The organism is Shewanella amazonensis SB2B (assembly GCF_000015245.1).
GTDB classification, from domain to species: domain Bacteria; phylum Pseudomonadota; class Gammaproteobacteria; order Enterobacterales; family Shewanellaceae; genus Shewanella; species Shewanella amazonensis.
In genome coordinates this window covers 4,129,960-4,147,079 of the sequence record NC_008700.1, presented here as the reverse complement: position 1 = coordinate 4,147,079, position 17,120 = coordinate 4,129,960, and the positions used below count along the sequence as shown (strand labels likewise).

The following is a 17,120-nucleotide window of genomic DNA, read 5'->3' as shown; positions in this document are numbered from 1 at the left end:
TAGGATGACAATTTTATGAAGCTGACTTATTCCAGCGGTAAAAATACCTCGGCTTTCAGACCACCTTCAACCCGGTTACTGAGTTTCACCTTGCCCTGATGGCGGTCGACAATGCGCTTGATAATGGCCAGCCCCAGACCGGAGCCAAGGCTGCCCCGCGCCATGTCGCCCTGGGTAAAGGGTTGAAAGAGTTTGGGGATTTGATCAACCGGAATGCCGGGGCCGTTATCTTCCACGGTTAGCACCAAAGAGGACTTCTCCATCCGGGTTGAAATGCGTATCCAGCCCCGACCATAGCGAAAGGCGTTTTCTACCAGATTACCCAGCACCCGTTTGATGGCGATAACCTGCACCGGGATCCCTATACAGGGGCCGAGTGCCAGTTCAATTACCCCATCACGTTTGGACTCGGCCTGGGCATATTCGCTCACCAGCTGATTGATGTCGGCCTTCTCCCAAACAGCTTCCTGATCCTGGCGTATGTAGGCGATGAACTGATTGATGATGGCGTTCATGTCATCGATGTCGGCGATGATGCCGTCTCTGAGGTAGGCATCCTCATCCACCATCATTTCAGAGGCCAGACGAATTCGGGTAAGGGGTGTGCGCAGATCGTGGGAGATCCCCGCCATCATCAACGCCCGGTCCTGTTCCAACATTCGCATGCTGTGGGCCATCTGGTTAAAGGCGTGGGTCACTTCCACTATTTCACTGGAGCCGGCAGGGGGAATGGCTTCGGGGTATTCCCCCCGCGATACATTGATGGCGGCCTTCTGCAGCGCCTTAAGGGGTTTGCTCTGGCGGCGGGCAAACAGCCAGCCGCCGGCGACACTGAGCGCACCAATCACCATCAGATACAGGGTCAGCAGCGACATTTCCAGTTCGTTGAAACTCGACAGAGGTACCCGTATCCAAACACTGGGCGCCTGTGGCGGGCGGATCCAAATCTGCACTGTTTCGCCCTGGGTGATGCGTACTTCGGCGCTGCCGCCGAGGTATTCTGACATCTGATTCGACAGCAAACCGTAATAGGTGGCGCTGTCTATGCCGGCTTCCCTGGCCTGCTTTTGGTTGAAAACGTGCATGCTGCCATCGCCGACCTTGGCATTGAGGGCATCCACCAAACTCAGATATTCGCGGCCAATGACCGCCTCTTCGGTAAACAAAAAATTGATTTGCCGGGCAATGAGCTGGTTGATTTGCTGATAGCTGGGTTTGATGACGTAAAGCGCCACAGACACATAGGAAAACAGCTGATTAATCAACAGCAAACAGCCTATCAGCATCACGGTTTGACTGAAGGCGCTGCGGGGCAGCAAGCGCTGCCACCAGCGAAGTTTCATGATTTTGCTCCGGGCTTAACGACGGGCGCTGCCGTCGGGTACAAACACATAGCCCAGGCCCCACACGGTTTGGATATACCTTGGATTGGCGGGATCTTTTTCAATCAGGCGTCGAAGGCGGGATACCTGCACGTCGATGGAACGCTCCAGTGCCGAATAATCGCGGCCCCGGGCCAGATTCATCAGCTTATCCCGGGAGAGGGGTTCACGTGGATGCGTCACCAAGACCTTAAGCACGGCAAACTCGCCGCTGGTGAGAGCAATGGACTCGTCACCGCGATACATTTCGCGGGTAGCCAGATTGAGATGAAACTCACCAAAACCCACTTCTTCTTCCTGCTGCGCCGGCGCACCGGGAATTTCCTGAGTTTGACGGCGCATCACGGCTTTGATACGCGCCAGCAGTTCCCGTGGATTAAAGGGTTTGGGCAGGTAATCATCTGCACCCAGCTCAAGGCCGATAATGCGGTCGACTTCATCGCCTTTGGCAGTGAGCATGATAATAGGCAGGGGGCTGCCGGTCTGGCGCAATCGCCGGCAAATAGACAGGCCATCCTCACCGGGCAGCATCAAATCCAATACCAGTAAATGAAAATTCTCGCGCTCCAGCAGCCGGTCCATTTGCTCGGCGTTGGCGGCTGCTCTGACCTGAAATCCCTGCTCCACCAGATAGCGCTCCAGCAGGGCTCTGAGTCTCATATCATCATCAACGACCAGAATCTTGGAGGTTTCCTGTCCCATGTATCCTTCCCCTCAAATTGGCACGCAAGTTTTCGGAATCTTAACCGAAAAAGTGACCGAATATCCTAAATTTAGCCACTTTGTACGCAAAAAGCACCCGGGACTTTGTAACATTCAATAATCATCTGAGCACCGCAGGGCTTGAAAGCCAGTCACGGTTCTGGAACCCTGTCTCAAGATTTGTTGGCCATGCAAGATATCCATGACAGAAAAAGCCCATCTCATTACCCGCAAGGGCTGGGAAGCTCTGGACAAAGAGCTCAAGTACCTGTGGAAAGAATACCGTCCCGAAATCACCCTCAAGGTGCAGGAAGCTGCGGCCCAGGGCGATCGTTCCGAGAACGCCGATTATACCTACAACAAGCGCCTGCTCAGGCAAATAGACAGCCGGGTGCGCTATCTCATCAAACGTCTTGAAGTACTTAAAATCGTTGATTATTCCCCCCAGCAGGAAGGCAAGGTCTTCTTTGGCGCTTGGGTGGAGCTGGAAAACGATGAAGGGGCTGTTGTGCGTTACCGGATTGTTGGTAAGGATGAAATAGACACCAAAAAAGGCTATATCACCATAGATTCACCCATGGCCCGGGCCCTTATCGGCAAACAGGTGGATGATGAGGTGGTGGTGCAAACCCCGTCGGGACGAAAAGAATGGTTTATCAACGAGATTCGCTATCAACCCTTTGATGGCATGGAAGCTTAGGTCGCAGGCAAAAAGCGGTATGGCAGGCCTACTTGCATGAAACTGCGGGGTGGCCGTGATACTCTTGGGCCACTGCCGATCCTTTCATGTGTTTATTGACACTTAAGACGTACGAGTAAAACAGATGACATCGAATATTGCGCGGATCATTGCCGATGAACTGAATGTCCGTGAGGCGCAGGTCACTGCCACCATCGCCCTGCTGGATGACGGTGCCACGGTTCCCTTTGTGGCCCGCTATCGTAAAGAAGTGACAGGGGGGCTGGATGACACCCAACTGCGTACTCTGCACAGCCGTCTTGGTTATTTGCGTGAGCTGAATGACCGCAGGGACGTGATCCTCTCCTCCATCGACGCTCAGGGCAAACTGACTCCCGAACTCAAGGCCGCTATTCTGGGTGCTGACAGCAAGACCCGTCTTGAAGATCTCTATTTGCCCTATAAACCCAAGCGCCGCACCAAGGGACAGATTGCCATCGAAGCCGGAATCGAACCGCTGGCGAACCTCTTGCTGCAGCAGCGGCCTGCAAACCCCGAGGCCGAAGCCGCTGCCTTTATCAATACCGAGGCCGGTTTTGCCGATACCCGTGCCGTGCTAGACGGTGCCCGTTACATTCTGATGGAACGCTTTGCCGAAGATGCCGAGCTGATCCGCAAGGTGCGTGAACACCTGTCTGGAGTGGCCGTGCTGCAAAGCAAGGTGATTGAAGGCAAAGAAAAAGAAGGGGCTAAGTTTCGCGATTACTTTGAACACAGCGAGCTGCTGGCCAAAGTTCCTTCCCACAGGGCGCTGGCCATGTTGCGTGGCCGCAATGAGGGCATTCTCAGCCTGAGCATGGTTGCCGACCCGGACTCAGAACCCGGCAGCGGCAGTTATTGTGAGGTCATTATCGCCAACCATCTGGGCTTGACCCTGGGCGACAGTGAGGCCGATAAGTGGCTCAAGACAGTGGTTACCGGTACCTGGCGTATCAAGGTGGCGCTGCAGATGGAAACCGAGTTTATTTCCCGTTTGCGTGAACAGGCCGAGGACGACGCCATCAAGGTCTTTGCCCGTAATCTGCACGATCTGCTGATGGCGGCGCCAGCCGGTTCCAAGGCGACCATGGGGCTGGACCCGGGGCTGAGAACCGGCGTGAAGGTGGCCGTGGTGAACGACACAGGCAAACTGGTGGCTCACAGCACCATTTTCCCTCACGAGCCACAAAATCAATGGGATAAGTCGCTGAGAACCCTGGCTAACCTGGTGAGTATGCACAAGGTGGAGCTGATTGCCGTGGGCAATGGCACCGCCTCCCGCGAAACCGACAAGCTGGCGGCTGAATTGATTGCGGCGGTCAAAGAACATCACCCAACGCTCACCAAGGTCATGGTAAGTGAGGCGGGCGCATCTGTTTATTCGGCGTCTGAGCTGGCGGCCAATGAATTTCCGGATTTGGATGTGTCCATCCGCGGCGCCGTGTCCATCGCCCGTCGCTTGCAGGACCCGCTGGCGGAGTTGGTCAAGATTGAGCCCAAGTCCATTGGCGTGGGTCAGTATCAACACGATGTGAGCCAGAGCCAACTGTCCCAGTCGCTGGAAGCCGTGGTTGAAGACTGCGTAAACAGTGTGGGTGTGGACGTTAACATGGCGTCTGTTCCCCTGCTCAGCCAGGTGTCTGGCCTCAACAAGACGCTGGCCAAAAATCTGGTGGACTACCGCGACGAGCACGGCCAGTTCAAGAGCCGAAAAGAGCTGCTCAAGGTGCCTCGACTCGGGCCCAAAGCCTTTGAGCAGGCCGCCGGCTTTTTGCGTATCCGCGAGGGTGATAACCCCCTCGATGCGTCGGCAGTGCACCCCGAAGCCTATTCACTGGTGGAAACCATCGCTCAAACCCGTGAAGTGCCGCTGGCTAATCTCATCGGCAATACCGAGCTTATCCGTACCTTGAAGGCAGGGGATTTTGTCACAGACGCCTTTGGTTTACCCACGGTGACGGATATTCTCAAGGAATTGGACAAACCCGGTCGCGACCCCCGAGGCGAGTTTAAAACGGCGCACTTTAAAGAGGGCGTGACTGAAGTTCGTGACCTGAAGCCGGAGATGATCCTCGAAGGCGTGGTGACCAACGTGACCAATTTCGGTGCCTTTGTGGATGTGGGCGTGCATCAGGACGGTCTGGTACACATATCTTCCTTGTCGGACAAGTTTGTCAGCGACCCCCATACCGTGGTGAAGGCCGGTGATGTGGTGAAGGTGAAAGTGATGGAAGTGGACGTCGAGCGTAAGCGTATCGGCCTGTCGATGCGGCTCGATGAAAAACCTCAGCCAGCTCAGGCCGCTAAGGGCAAGGGGGCGCCTGCCGCCAGAACAGCCCAGGCCAAGGGTGGCAAGCCCCAGTCCAAACCCCAGAAGCCTCAGGCTATCAATGCGGCCATGGGCAATGCGTTTGCAGATGCTTTCGCCAAAATGAAGAAATAAGTATTAGCTTCAATCGGTTGAAAACGCGGCTTTGGCCGCGTTTTTTGCTTTTTACGGTCAAATCGAAAAATTGTGTGAATCTTTCATGAACTTTTGTTGTCGTTCTGTATCATACAACCCGCGTATGACACACCGCCATCAAGAGCGGGATTTTGGAGTAACACAATGAGAAGCACAAAACCGCCACAAAGCATTTGGCGGATGATAGCCATTTTTGGTCTGTTGGCCATGGTTGCCCTGACGGCAAGCCGTATTGGACTTGGTCTGTGGCAGAGTGACAGAGTGGCAGCCGCTGAGGGATGGACCCATATGCTGTTGCAAGGCGCGCGGGTCGATATTGCCACCCTGTGCTGGCTGTGGGGCATTGCCGCCCTGGGCACAGTGATTTTTGCCGGCAATCACGCCATAGGCCGTGTGTGGCTGGTGCTGCTCAGAGGCTGGCTGGTGCTTGGCCTGTGGCTGATGCTGTTTCTTGAACTTTCAACGCCTTCTTTCATCGAGGAATACGGCATTCGCCCCAATCGCCTCTATGTGGAATACCTGATTTACCCCAAAGAAGTCCTGTCCATGCTCTGGAGTGGCAGACCGATGGAGTTGGTATTTGGCCTGCTGGCGTCCACCGGTATTCTCTGGGGGGGGTGGCGTTTATCCGGGCGTCTTTCAACCCATCTGGTTTATCCGCGCTGGTACTGGCGACCCGTGTTTGCACTCCTGGTGATTATTGTGACCCTGATGGGAGCACGCTCGACCTTGGGGCACAGGCCGCTCAATCCGGCCATGGTGGCCTTCTGCGACGATCCTCTGGTGAATTCGCTCACGGTAAATTCGGCCTATTCACTGGTGTTTGCCATGACTCAGATGGGTCAGGAAGAAAATGCCGCCAAGATGTATGGTCAATTGACGGACGAGGAAATCATTGCTGCTATCCGCGAGGACAGCGGCAGGTCTGCTGAGCGTTTTGTTTCAGACCTATTGCCCAGTCTTTCGGATAACCCAGCGTCCTATCAGGGCAAGCCCCGCAATCTGGTGATTATTCTGCAGGAAAGCCTGGGTGCCCGTTTTGTCGGTAGCCTCGGTGGTTTGCCATTGACGCCCAATCTCGATGCGCTGTCTCAGGAAGGTTGGTACTTCGATAATCTCTTCGCCACAGGCACCCGCTCGGTACGCGGAATCGAGGCTGTGACCACGGGCTTTACCCCCACTCCCGCCAGGGCCGTAGTCAAACTGGGCAAGAGCCAACAGGGCTTTTTCACCATTGCCGATTTCTTACGTCGCCAGGGTTACGACACTTCGTTTATCTATGGCGGTGAAAGCCATTTTGACAATATGCGCAGTTTCTTCCTGGGCAATGGCTTTGGCCGTATCGTCGACCAGGATGACTACCAGAATCCGGCCTTTGTGGGCAGTTGGGGGGTATCAGATGAAGACCTGATGCGCCGCGCCGACAGTGAGTTTAAGCGCCTGCATCAGCAGGGCACGCCCTTCTTCAGTCTGGTGTTCAGCTCCAGTAACCACGATCCCTTCGAGTTTCCCGATGATCGCATCGAACTCTATGAGCAGCCGAAGCAAACCCGTAATAACGCCGCCAAGTATGCGGATTTCGCTATAGGTGAGTTCTTTAAGCTCGCCAAAAATGCCGACTACTGGCAGGACACGGTATTTTTGGTGGTGGCGGATCACGACAGTCGTGTTGGCGGTGCCAATCTGGTGCCGGTAAATCGCTTTCGTATTCCCGGCCTCATCATTGCCGATGGGGTGGCGCCCAAGCGCGACCAGCGGGTGGTGAGCCAAATCGATTTGGCGCCGACCTTGTTATCGCTGATAGGCGTTTCTGGCCGCTACCCCATGCTGGGGAAAGATTTGACCCGCACACCCGATAATTGGCCGGGGCGGGCGCTGATGCAGTACGACAAGAACTTTGCCTATATGCGTGGTCAGGATTTGGTGATCCTGCAGCCTGAGCGCGACCCCGAAGGTTTTACCTATCAACCGGAAGATGGCAGCTTGCTGCCAAGTCCACAGCCCAAGAGTATGCAAAAAACCGCCTTGGCCTGGGCTTTGTGGGGAAGTCTTGCCTATCAGAAAGGGTTATTCAGGCAGGAGTGATCACACCCAGGAGGAGAGGGTACTTTCGGCCCTGGGCTCGCTGGTGTGATGATAAAAGCTGTCTACGTGGGATGCGATGGCACGATAAAAGCTATCGGGGAGCCCGGCTTGTGGAGAAGCGGTTTTACTCCCCAGCGGGTGCCTCGGTTCCTGTGGCTGGCTTTTAACTTTAAGATCACTGCGGCTGAGGGCGCCGGTGGTTTTGGCGGGGCGTTTCAGCGGGCGGGGTAGCGCCTGCTGTGATTGCTGCTCGGCATCTTTATGCTGTTGCTGCTGGTGTTGTTGCTGTTTCTCTTCTACCCGCTTTTGCAGCCTGGCCTGAACCTGAGGTTCGTCGGCAGTGCGTTCATGTTGCGGATTAAAGGCTCTCTCTTCGTGCCCCTTGGTCAACTGAGGTGGCGGCACTATGGGGGGGCGCTGCTGGTTTTCTACCCGAGCGCTGTCCGTCGCAACATTACTGGTCGCTAATGGCACTTGAGGGTAGTTGGTGACAACCAGCATGACGAACTCCAAAAACAGGCTGATTAAATAATAACCTCTCGATTGAGCAGATTAAAGCCTGAAGAGCCAGTCTTTCACCCCGGTCACAAATTCAGTGGGGTGAGAAAAGAAAGGGGCATGGGATGCTTTGGCGAGCATCAGGTCCTCGCAGGTACCGGCAGGGCTTGGCATGGCCGGCATGACCCGCTTGGGAACCAGCCCATCGAGGCGTCCCCACACTCTCAACCAGGGTTGGCTCAGGTTTGCCAGCTCGGGGCGTAAATCCACGTCTTTTAACATGTTCAGCCCCTGATCCAACGCCGCTGGCTGGGGCAGGGGGCGTGACAGCACCAAATCCCGCAGGCGCTTGATGTCTTCCCTCGCTGTTTCGCTGCCCATGGCCTGGATAGCGAGAAAACGCTCTATGGTTTTGGGCAGATCTTTGCCCAGTTCTGCGCCAAATTGCGACAATACCTGGGGTGGAATGCCGGGCCAGTTTTCTTCCTCCCGCGCCATAAAACAAGGGGATGAGGCAATGGTTATCAGCGCCTCAACCCGCTGGGGGTAGCGCAGTGCAGCTCTGGTCGCCACCAAGCCACCAAGTGACCAACCCGCAAGCACCATCTGCTCGGGCAGCGCCAACATCAGGGTGTCGACCCAATCATCCAGGGTATCACCAGACATAGTGCTATGGCCGAATCCCGGCAGGTCGGGGCAGTGCAGCCTATACTCGGGAAAGGCACCCATAAGGGGCGTGAACACAGCCGCGTTCATGCCCCAGCCGTGGAGAATCACCAGGTTTTTGCCTGTGCCATGGGTGTCGATATGGATATGTGCCTGTGAACCTTGTGTCACTTGTGCCTCTAGTCAGGGATGATGCCATGGATGAAGTATCCGTGTGGCGCCGAGCATGGACGTATGTCGTTACCACCTTGGCGCAGAGTTTACCCAACCGCTGCCTGCTGTGCCACCAAACGGTAATCGAAGGCTCTGGGGTCTGCAGCCTTTGTCTGCAACGCTGTCTGTATCACGGCCCCGTATGTCTGGGTTGTGGTCGCAGCCTGGTCAATGACGGTGCCTTTTGTGGTGCCTGTCGGGTGTTGGGCGCGCTGCCTGTTATCGCGCCCTGCAGCTACCACCAAGGCCTGGGAGCCAGTATTGCCGCCATTAAATATCAGGGGCAATTTGCAGCGCTGGATGTTCTTTGCCGAGCACTGATGGCCAGAGTGACTCAACTGACAGAGGAGGGCGAAATCCCCCCTGTCTCTTTACTCCTGCCGGTTCCCCTTCACCCCAAACGTCTCAAAACCCGCGGCTTTAATCAGGCCTATGAAATAGCGCTCTTGCTGTCAAAGCTCAGTGGTATCCCTCTGTGCGATGACCTGTTACGGCGGCGACGTGATACCCAGCCTCAGGCTGGCCTTACCGGTAAAGCGAGGCGTAAAAACCTATTGGGCGCCTTTGAGCTCACGGGGAGCTGTCATCAGGGCTCAGTGGCCTTGGTGGACGATGTAGTCACCACCGGCAGTACGGCCAATGAAATAGCCACCATGTTACAGCTTCAGGGTGTCAGGGTGCAGGTATGGTGTCTTGCCCGGGCGGAAGCCCCCGGGCTGCTGGACACGTTCAGTTAGCGGCTCATGGCCGCAGGTAACAGGTAGAGCGCATTGGTGTAGATTTTTTCAGTGCCGAGCCAGATGTTGCGAAACAGCAGGTTATCGGTTGTTCCCACCACGACGCCCTTACCCTTGGGCTCTGCCAAGAGGGCATTGCTCAGACCGAATGCCCTTTGGTATTCGTCAGAGAGGTAGCCGGAGACCAGCGGGTTTTGTGGATAGCGTGCGGCGATAACAAATGGCTCGCTGGTGTCGGATAAGCCCAGTACTTCATTTTTCATCACGGGCACAGTGGCAGATGGCATGCCGAATGCCAGTGGATGAGCCGGATCCAGTTGCCAGTTGAGTATGGCGCCACCAATGGCCTGGCGGGCACGCAGGGCTTCTTTGTCATCAAAGCCAAGCCCAGCCGTGGAAAACTGCTGCTTATAAAACCCGTCTTCCAATACTGTGTTTCTGAGCAGGTTGCGTTTATTGAGCCAAATGAGTGCCCGCTTCTGGGCCACAATGACGCCGCCCTGTTCGGCAAACTCACCGAGTTTGCGTCCAAGGGCATCGTCCAGGTGATCATAATTTCCGTCTGCGAGCAGTATATGGCTGTAACGGTTAAGGCTAATCCGTGCCAGTCTGTCTGAGTCCACCAGAGTCACGCCCTGTTTCAGCTCCAAATCCAAATAGCGCCAGATTTCCCCCACCTCGGTGGCATCGGTGCCACGACCGCTCACCAATAAGGCGTTCACTGGCTTGAGTGGGACAAAGTCGCCACTGCCAAGATCAATTCCTGTTGCGGAAGCGAATGAAACGACCGGGAACAGGCGGACCTCATATTGCCTGGCAAGGTCGGTGAGATAAGGCAGTAATGCGTCCCGCGTCATTTGCTTCTGGGCTGTACTTATCATCAGGGTGCCAGCGGCAAATGCACGGGCGCTGGCCACGGGAGTAAAGGGTTTTACCGAGGCCCTGACGGCTATGCCATCCCGGTGAAGCTGCGCCAACAAAGGGGCCGCGCCACTTTGCTGCCAGTCTATCAGGAGGGCAACCGTGTCTTCTGTCAGTGCCGGCTGCCCAAACGCTGGTGCATCTGTGCTGAGCTGGTTCGCAGCAGGCCGTATGTTCTCTGCGATGGCCAGATTGAAGGCGCTGCCCAGATCCCAGGCGCTGACATCGTAGAAGGTGGGGTCTTCAAATCGGGTGCGTCGCTCAAACAGGGCTTCTACCAAAACAGACTGAGGCTGTTCGTTGGGAATGAACAGACTATCAGCAGCTGTGAATATTTGTTTGCCTTCTTTCATGTCCTGCGTCAGATAGCGGTAAACCACGCCATGGCGGTTCAGGAGATCAGCCAATACCAGCAGTCGCTGTCTGTCTCCCCGGGTCGAGATCAGGCGACCCTGTTTACCGGTTTTACCTTTACCAGCGTAAAAATCGTTTTGAAAACTGATGAGTTCCTGGCGGAGTTGGTGAGCGCCTTTGAGTGCAGCAAGGGAGGTGGTTAACTGATTATCGATGGCCTCGGCCAGGCTGATACCACCGTATTGCGAGTCCTGTACCTGGCCGCGGGCGCTGGCCTGCTCGAACAATACCCCTACGGCGCCATTGATGTCCGGATAGGTGGAGCCTTTGCCATAGAAGAAATCATCGAATCCCTGCCGGCTAAAGTAGGCCTGCTGCTTGGCATCCAGAGCCTGACGGTAAAAATGGGCTAATTTCTCAGTCAGTTGCTGGTTTCGTTGTTCTGTCAGTGGGTGCGTGCGCTCGGGGACGCCGGGCTGGAAAAAGTAGCTTTGGTTATGACCCATTTCATGGAAGTCCCCCACATACTGAGGTTGCCACTTATGGAGTAATGCGACCCTGCCCCGGCTCTCCGGATGTCGTAAGAACAGCCAGTCACGGTTGAGGTCGGCCAGAAAATGGTTATAGCGTCCGGCAGGCCAGTTTTGATTGTGTTCCTTATGGTTTTCATCCGCCACAGGCACAGCTATCCCACGGTAGCTGTTGGACCAGTTGGCAAAACGGTCGAGTCCATCGGGGTTTTGGCTGGGGGTGATAAGTACCACACTCTGGCTGAGCAGGTCGGTAATCCAGCTCTCCTGGCTCAATGCCAAATGCTGCGCCAGCGCCAAAGCGGCATGGGCACCACTGGCTTCATCGCCATGAATTGAATACGCCAGCCATATCACCAACATTGGCTGCGCTTTCCCCTGTTTGACCAGCGCCCTGTCGGCCACAATCCCGTTGAGTCGGTCCTGATTGGCTGGTGAGGTGATTACCGCCGTCAGTTGCCTGCGCCTTTCATGGCTGTAGCCTGTATCCTCCAGTGAGACTCTGGGATTGTCAGCGGCCAGTTTTTCCAGAAAGCCATTCACCTGATCGTGTCTGACGTGCCATTCCCCCAGGGGATAACCCAGATAGGCTTCCAAAGAGGTAGCGTATGCGGTGAGGGGCAGCGAGAGGCACATGCAGTAACAAAGTGCCCTGCCAAGGGAGGCGAAAATCGACAGAAATGACATGTTCTACTCTTTATTATCTTTTTGTATTGCTGAACAAATTAGCAGTTTGTTGATTCATTGACCACCAAGGCTTAACTATCCTGGAAGGCGTACAGTGAGATCTACCCGACAAAATTCCCGGGTGGCGTATAAGCCAGGACTACAATCTGGTTTCTATCCGGAGTATCATAGCCGGTAATTCTTAGTAATTTACTCAGGTTTCCCTGATGGAGCGCTCTACATGATTACCATTTCCGAAGCGGCTCAGGCCCACTTTGTGAAGTTGCTGGCCGATCAACCAGAAGGTACCAACATCCGCGTATTTGTGATTAGTCCTGGTACTGCCCAAGCGGAGTGTGGTGTGTCCTACTGCCCGCCAGATGCCGTGGAAGATGATGATATTGAACTGGAGTTCAACGGTTTCAATGCCATGGTTGATGAGAAAAGCGCTCCTTTCCTGGAAGATGCCAGCATAGATTTGGTCACTGATCAGCTTGGCTCACAGCTCACGCTCAAGGCGCCCAATGCCAAAATGCGCAAGGTGTCGGCTGATGCGTCTCTGGTCGAGCGTATCGAATACGTCATTCAGGCTGAAATCAACCCGCAGCTGGCGAGCCACGGCGGTAACATTCTGCTGGTGGAAGTGACTGATGATGGTGTGGCCGTTATCCAGTTCGGTGGTGGTTGTAACGGTTGCTCCATGGTGGATGTCACTCTGAAGGATGGTATCGAGAAACAGCTGCTGGATATGTTCCCGGGTGAGCTGACCGAAGTGCGCGATGCCACTGAGCACCAACACGGTAGTCACTCTTACCAGTGATGCCTGACAATAAAAAACGCGGCCCGATGGCCGCGTTTTTTATTGGACTAACAGATAGCTCTCGTTCAATTTAAACCATTTTCGGCCATATTTCAGGCAACAAAGCCGTGACGATAGCGCACAAAGTGCCAGCCCAGACTCAGGCTGCGGCACAACATAAAGCCGCCCATGGCGAGCCAAAGTGCATGGTTCCCCCAATCGGAAAATCCCCACCAGAGTGGAAAAAATACCCCGACGGTTGAGAGCAGCATGCTGTTTCTCATCACTCTTCCCTGAGTGGCGCCGATATATACACCATCGAACAGGTAGGAGCCGAACGCCAGTAATGGCATGGCAATCAGCCAGGGCAAAAACTCATTGGCGAGCTGCTGAACTGCACTAATGTCGGTCATCAAAGTACTCAGCCATTCTCCCCACAGGGCAAACCCACCGCTGAACAGGCAGGCAAAAACCGCCGACCATGCAAAGGCCAATGCCACAGTACTATCGAGTGCAGCCGGGTCGCGACGCCCCACGGCGGCGCCGGTTTCGGCCTCGGCATAGTAGGCAATCCCATCCAGTGCGTAGGATGTCAGCATTAAAAAGTTAAGCAGTACTGCGTTGGCGGCCACTGTAGTGTCTCCCAGGCCAGCGCCCTTGAAAGTCATAAAGGCAAAGGTGGCTTGCAGACAAAGGCTGCGAATAAAGATATCCCGGTTCAGTCTGAACAGTTGGCCGAGATTCGCCATAATGTCACGCAGTACGGGGGATGGGCAGGCAAGCGTTCGCCAGGCCTTGGCGGTAAAAAAAGCCGCGATGGAAAAGGCGCACAGATCAGCGATGACGGACGCCAATGCGGCACCTGCAACCCCCCAGCCAAAGCCAAACACAAACAGGACATCCAGTGCGATATTGACCAGGTTGGCCAGGATCAGCTGCCACATGGCTACCTTGGGTTGTTGGCGGCCCAGAAGCCAGCCAAGCATGACCAGATTGGCCAGCGCCAGCGGCAATGACCAGATACGAATGGCAAAGTAGTCCCGGCAGTATTGACGTACTTCTGCGCTGGCATCTGACCAGCCCAGCAGCGTATTAAGCAAAACAGGCTGCACCAGCAATACCAATAGCCCTGCGCCCAGCGCCAGAGTTAGCCCTTGCATAAGAATTCGCTTCTGGGTTTCCCCCTGGCTTGCCCCCCAGGCTTGGGCGGTCAGGCCTGTGGTGGCCATCCGCAGAAACCCCAGCAACCAGACGATTAGCGTGAACACTGTTGACCCCAGTGCAACCGCGCCCAAATAATAGGCCTCACTCAGGTGACCCATGATGGCGGTATCCACCAGCCCGAGCAGCGGCACTGTGATATTGGACAGCATCATGGGTAGCGCCAGGGCCCACAGACGTTGATGGGCTGACCAGGTCAATGGCAAATAATTCACAAGTTTAATCAGAGAGTTCCTCTTAATGCATAAAGTGTTGCTGTTTGTATGTGCTTGGTTCTCGGGCCTGGCTCAGGCGGCTGTGGTGCTGCAGTATCACCATGTGTCTGAGACCTCGCCCCGGGTCACCAGCGTCACGCCTGCCGAGTTTCGCAGCCATATGGACTTTTTGGCAAAAAATGGCTTTAAGGTGGTGCCTCTGACTGATCTGGTTGCTCAAATCAAGCGGGGTGAAAAACCGCCCCTGAGAGCGGTCGCCATCAGTTTTGATGATGGTTATCAAAACATTGCTGACAATGCCGTTCCTATCTTAAAGGAATATGGATTTCCCTACACATTGTTTGTCTCTATCGCGCCCATGGTGGAGGGGCATAAGGGGATGATGAGTGAAGCGACTCTGAAACAGTTGGCTTCTGAAGGCGCCGAAATAGCCAATCACAGCTACGATCACGGCCATCTGGTACGGCGCTTGGAAGGGGAGGATGAATCCGCCTGGCTATTGCGGATAAAGACTCAACTTTTGCAAACCGAAGCCGCACTGATCCGTATTCGTGGTGAAACGACACAACCTATGTTGGCCTATCCCTTCGGCGAATATAACGCTGCGCTGCAGTCTTTGGCCTCGGAGCTTGGGATGGTGGCATTCGGCCAACAATCCGGTGCGCTTGGGCGGTACAGCGCCTTAACCGCCTTGCCGAGGTTTCCTGTGGGTGGGCGTTACGCGAGCCTGGAGACCCTGAAAGAAAAACTGTACAGCTTGCCCATGCCGGTGGCGACCATATCGCCCGCAGATCCCCTGTTATTGCAGGACTGGCAACCGCGCATGAAAGTCACTCTCGCAGAGGTGGCCGATATCAATAAAGCCGGGATGCGATGCTTTTTGCCCAATCAGGAGGCGGTATCACCACGTTGGCTGGATGATGTCAGTTTTGAGGTGCAGGCGGACAAACCTCTGCCGCCGGGGCGTTCGCGCTATAACTGCACCGCACCATCCAAAACACAAAAGGGATTTTACTGGTTTTCCCAGGCCTGGCTCAGGCCCAACAAAGATGGCAGCTGGCCAAAAGAGCCCTAATCTGATTTGAGTAAACTGAGCAGCTTGGGTGCAATCTTGTCCAGATGGAGCTGCTCACAGGCGGCACCCAGCTCAACGGAGCTGCCCGGCATGCCCCACACAACAGAGCTGTCTTCATCCTGAGCTATTGTGTAGGCTCCCTGTTCCCGCATATGCAGCAGTCCCTGGGCGCCATCACGCCCCATACCGGTGAGAATCACGCCCACTGCAGCCCTGCCTGCGACTTCTGCCACACTGTGAAACAGCACATCCACCGAGGGTTTGTGCCGATTCACCGGGTCTGTGTCCAAAATGGCGGTGCGAAAGTGGGCGCCTACCCGGCGAATGACCAGATGGGCGTGACCCGGGGCGATATAGACGTTGCCGACTTTTAATTGCTCATTGCCGATGGCCTCAACCACTTGCATCTGCGAGTTCAGGTCCAGACGTTTGGCAAAGGAAGCACTGAAGGCAGCGGGTATGTGCTGTGCGATAACCACAGGCGGGAAGTTGGCTGGCAGCATGGAAATGAGTCGTTGAATGGCTTCTGTGCCGCCGGTGGAAGCACCTATGGCAATTACCCGGTTTTTCAGCTTGCCGGAGCTCTCAGACTCAGGTGGTGGTGCAGAAAGGGCCCTTACCCTGCTGACCGCCGCCTGACGGACTTTTTCCAGCAGTTCATCCTGATAGTCGAGCAGCTTGTTGGTCAGGTCATGTTTGGGCTTACTGATAAAGTCCACGGCCCCAAGAGACAGGGCCTCCAAAGTCACGGCGGCCCCCTTTTCCGTGAGTGTGGAAATCATGATGACGGGCATGGGGCGCAGCTTCATCAGGTTGCGTAAAAATGCGATGCCATCCATGCGGGGCATTTCAATGTCCAGAGTTATCACATCCGGGTTGAGCTCCTTAATCATCTCCCTGGCCTGATAGGGATCTTCTGCACAGCCCACCACATCGATGTCCTCTGCCTGCGCCAGCATATGGCTCAGCAATTTCCTAACCAGAGCAGAGTCATCGACGATGAGTACTCTTATCATTTTCTTTCCCCGTTAAGTCCCGAAATGCTGCCTATTCTGGGTTTGTATATGGTCTGGCCAATGAGATCAAAGTCATCGGAAATCAGGTGCAGGGTTTCCGAATGGCCAATAAAGAGATACCCATCATCGCTGAGCAGTTGTCTGAACTTCTGAATGATTTTTTTCTTTGTCGGATTATCGAAATAAATGAGTACATTACGGCAAAAAATGGCATCGAAGGGGCCTTGCATTGGCCAGCTCTCCAACAGGTTAAGCTGGCGGAAAAACACCAGTTCCCGCACCGAGTCCTTTACCTTGGCCATGCCTCCCTGAGCCGTGAAATACTGTTCTGCCAGTGTTGGAGGCAGATTTTCGAGGGTTTCTGGGGGGTAGAACCCCGCCTCGGCCTTGGTTAAGACATTCGTGTCTAAATCGGTCGCCAGAATTTTCAAATCCCACTGAGTGCGTGGAAAAAAGGGCGCTAAGGTCATGGCGAGGGAGTAGGGCTCTTCACCGGTTGAGCAGGCAGAAGACCAGACCCGCAGACGACGACTGCGCCTTTGCTGCCATTTGGGTACCAGATGATCCCGCACATAATGAAAGTGGTGCTTCTCACGAAAGAAGGCGGTGAGGTTCGTGGTCAGGGCGTTGATAAAGTGGCCCATCTCATCGGGCTCCTGTTGCAGGTAGCCACAGTATTCGAAGAAGGTGCGCATCCGCAGTGCGCGCAGGCGACGGCAAAGGCGGGAATACACCATATGGCGCTTCCGTTCAGGTAAGACAATGCCTGTTTGGTTGTAGGCCAGCTCCCGGATGAACTCAAAATCCCTTTGAGTCATCGGAAACTCCCGTTCGGATGTGAATTCCAAAGCGCCTCCT

At 55.0% G+C, this 17,120-nt stretch carries 14 protein-coding genes; 6 read left to right on the top strand and 8 right to left on the bottom strand.

The window, feature by feature from the left end; all coding sequences use genetic code 11:
• Positions 1-26: 26 nt before the first annotated feature.
• Positions 27-1,343 carry a two-component system sensor histidine kinase EnvZ gene (envZ, locus tag SAMA_RS18255; RefSeq protein ID WP_011761617.1) on the bottom strand — a complete coding sequence of 439 codons (1,317 nt, stop codon included), beginning with the start codon at positions 1,341-1,343 and terminating at the stop codon, positions 27-29.
• A 15-nt stretch (positions 1,344-1,358) separates the two neighbouring features.
• Positions 1,359-2,084 (bottom strand): osmolarity response regulator transcription factor OmpR, encoded by a 726-nt coding sequence (gene ompR / locus SAMA_RS18250; protein WP_011761616.1) that lies wholly within the window; start codon positions 2,082-2,084, stop codon positions 1,359-1,361.
• 202 nt (positions 2,085-2,286) lie between these two features.
• On the opposite strand from ompR, the gene greB reads away from it, so the two are divergent.
• From greB to SAMA_RS18235, 3 genes are all read left to right on the top strand, one after another.
• Entirely contained in the window at positions 2,287-2,784 is a 498-nt protein-coding gene (greB, locus tag SAMA_RS18245; RefSeq protein ID WP_011761615.1) for a transcription elongation factor GreB, read from the top strand.
• Positions 2,785-2,908: 124 nt separating this feature from the next.
• Entirely contained in the window at positions 2,909-5,245 is a 2,337-nt protein-coding gene (locus SAMA_RS18240; protein WP_011761614.1) for a Tex family protein, read from the top strand.
• A 165-nt stretch (positions 5,246-5,410) separates the two neighbouring features.
• The gene (locus SAMA_RS18235; protein ID WP_011761613.1) at positions 5,411-7,351 is read left to right on the top strand and encodes an LTA synthase family protein; all 1,941 of its coding nucleotides are present in this window, start codon (positions 5,411-5,413) and stop codon (positions 7,349-7,351) included.
• Here the strand turns inward: SAMA_RS18235 and SAMA_RS18230 are convergent, their stop codons facing one another.
• Together SAMA_RS18230 and bioH are read right to left on the bottom strand one after the other, a co-directional pair.
• Positions 7,352-7,852 carry a hypothetical protein gene (locus SAMA_RS18230; RefSeq protein WP_011761612.1) on the bottom strand — a complete coding sequence of 167 codons (501 nt, stop codon included), beginning with the start codon at positions 7,850-7,852 and terminating at the stop codon, positions 7,352-7,354.
• A 51-nt stretch (positions 7,853-7,903) separates the two neighbouring features.
• Positions 7,904-8,686 (bottom strand): pimeloyl-ACP methyl ester esterase BioH, encoded by a 783-nt coding sequence (gene bioH, locus SAMA_RS18225; RefSeq protein WP_011761611.1) that lies wholly within the window; start codon positions 8,684-8,686, stop codon positions 7,904-7,906.
• 26 nt (positions 8,687-8,712) lie between these two features.
• Here bioH and SAMA_RS18220 point away from each other — a divergent pair, with 26 nt between their 5' ends.
• Complete coding sequence (locus SAMA_RS18220) at positions 8,713-9,465, top strand: ComF family protein (protein WP_011761610.1); 753 nt, start codon at positions 8,713-8,715, stop codon at positions 9,463-9,465.
• On the opposite strand, the gene SAMA_RS18215 is transcribed toward SAMA_RS18220, so the two are convergent.
• On the bottom strand, positions 9,462-11,957 hold the full coding sequence (locus SAMA_RS18215) for a M14 family zinc carboxypeptidase (RefSeq protein ID WP_011761609.1): 2,496 nt from the start codon (positions 11,955-11,957) through the stop codon (positions 9,462-9,464). The genes SAMA_RS18220 and SAMA_RS18215 overlap by 4 nt on opposite strands.
• Before the next feature lie 220 nt (positions 11,958-12,177).
• Between SAMA_RS18215 and nfuA the strand changes: the two genes are divergently transcribed.
• Positions 12,178-12,756, top strand: coding sequence for a Fe-S biogenesis protein NfuA (gene nfuA, locus SAMA_RS18210; RefSeq protein WP_011761608.1), 579 nt, complete (start codon positions 12,178-12,180; stop codon positions 12,754-12,756).
• A 92-nt stretch (positions 12,757-12,848) separates the two neighbouring features.
• Here the strand turns inward: nfuA and SAMA_RS18205 are convergent, their stop codons facing one another.
• Positions 12,849-14,111 (bottom strand): MATE family efflux transporter, encoded by a 1,263-nt coding sequence (locus tag SAMA_RS18205; RefSeq protein ID WP_083766428.1) that lies wholly within the window; start codon positions 14,109-14,111, stop codon positions 12,849-12,851.
• A gap of 85 nt (positions 14,112-14,196) precedes the next feature.
• On the opposite strand from SAMA_RS18205, the gene SAMA_RS18200 reads away from it, so the two are divergent.
• Positions 14,197-15,246, top strand: coding sequence for a polysaccharide deacetylase family protein (locus SAMA_RS18200; protein ID WP_011761606.1), 1,050 nt, complete (start codon positions 14,197-14,199; stop codon positions 15,244-15,246).
• Here SAMA_RS18200 and SAMA_RS18195 read toward each other — a convergent pair.
• Both SAMA_RS18195 and SAMA_RS18190 read right to left on the bottom strand, forming a co-directional pair.
• The gene (locus SAMA_RS18195; RefSeq protein WP_011761605.1) at positions 15,243-16,262 is read right to left on the bottom strand and encodes a protein-glutamate methylesterase/protein-glutamine glutaminase; all 1,020 of its coding nucleotides are present in this window, start codon (positions 16,260-16,262) and stop codon (positions 15,243-15,245) included. The two genes, SAMA_RS18200 and SAMA_RS18195, sit on opposite strands and share 4 nt — an antisense overlap.
• Positions 16,259-17,080, bottom strand: a complete 822-nt coding sequence (locus SAMA_RS18190; RefSeq protein WP_011761604.1) for a CheR family methyltransferase — start codon at positions 17,078-17,080, stop codon at positions 16,259-16,261. Before SAMA_RS18190 ends, SAMA_RS18195 begins: the two co-directional genes overlap by 4 nt.
• Positions 17,081-17,120: the final 40 nt, after the last annotated feature.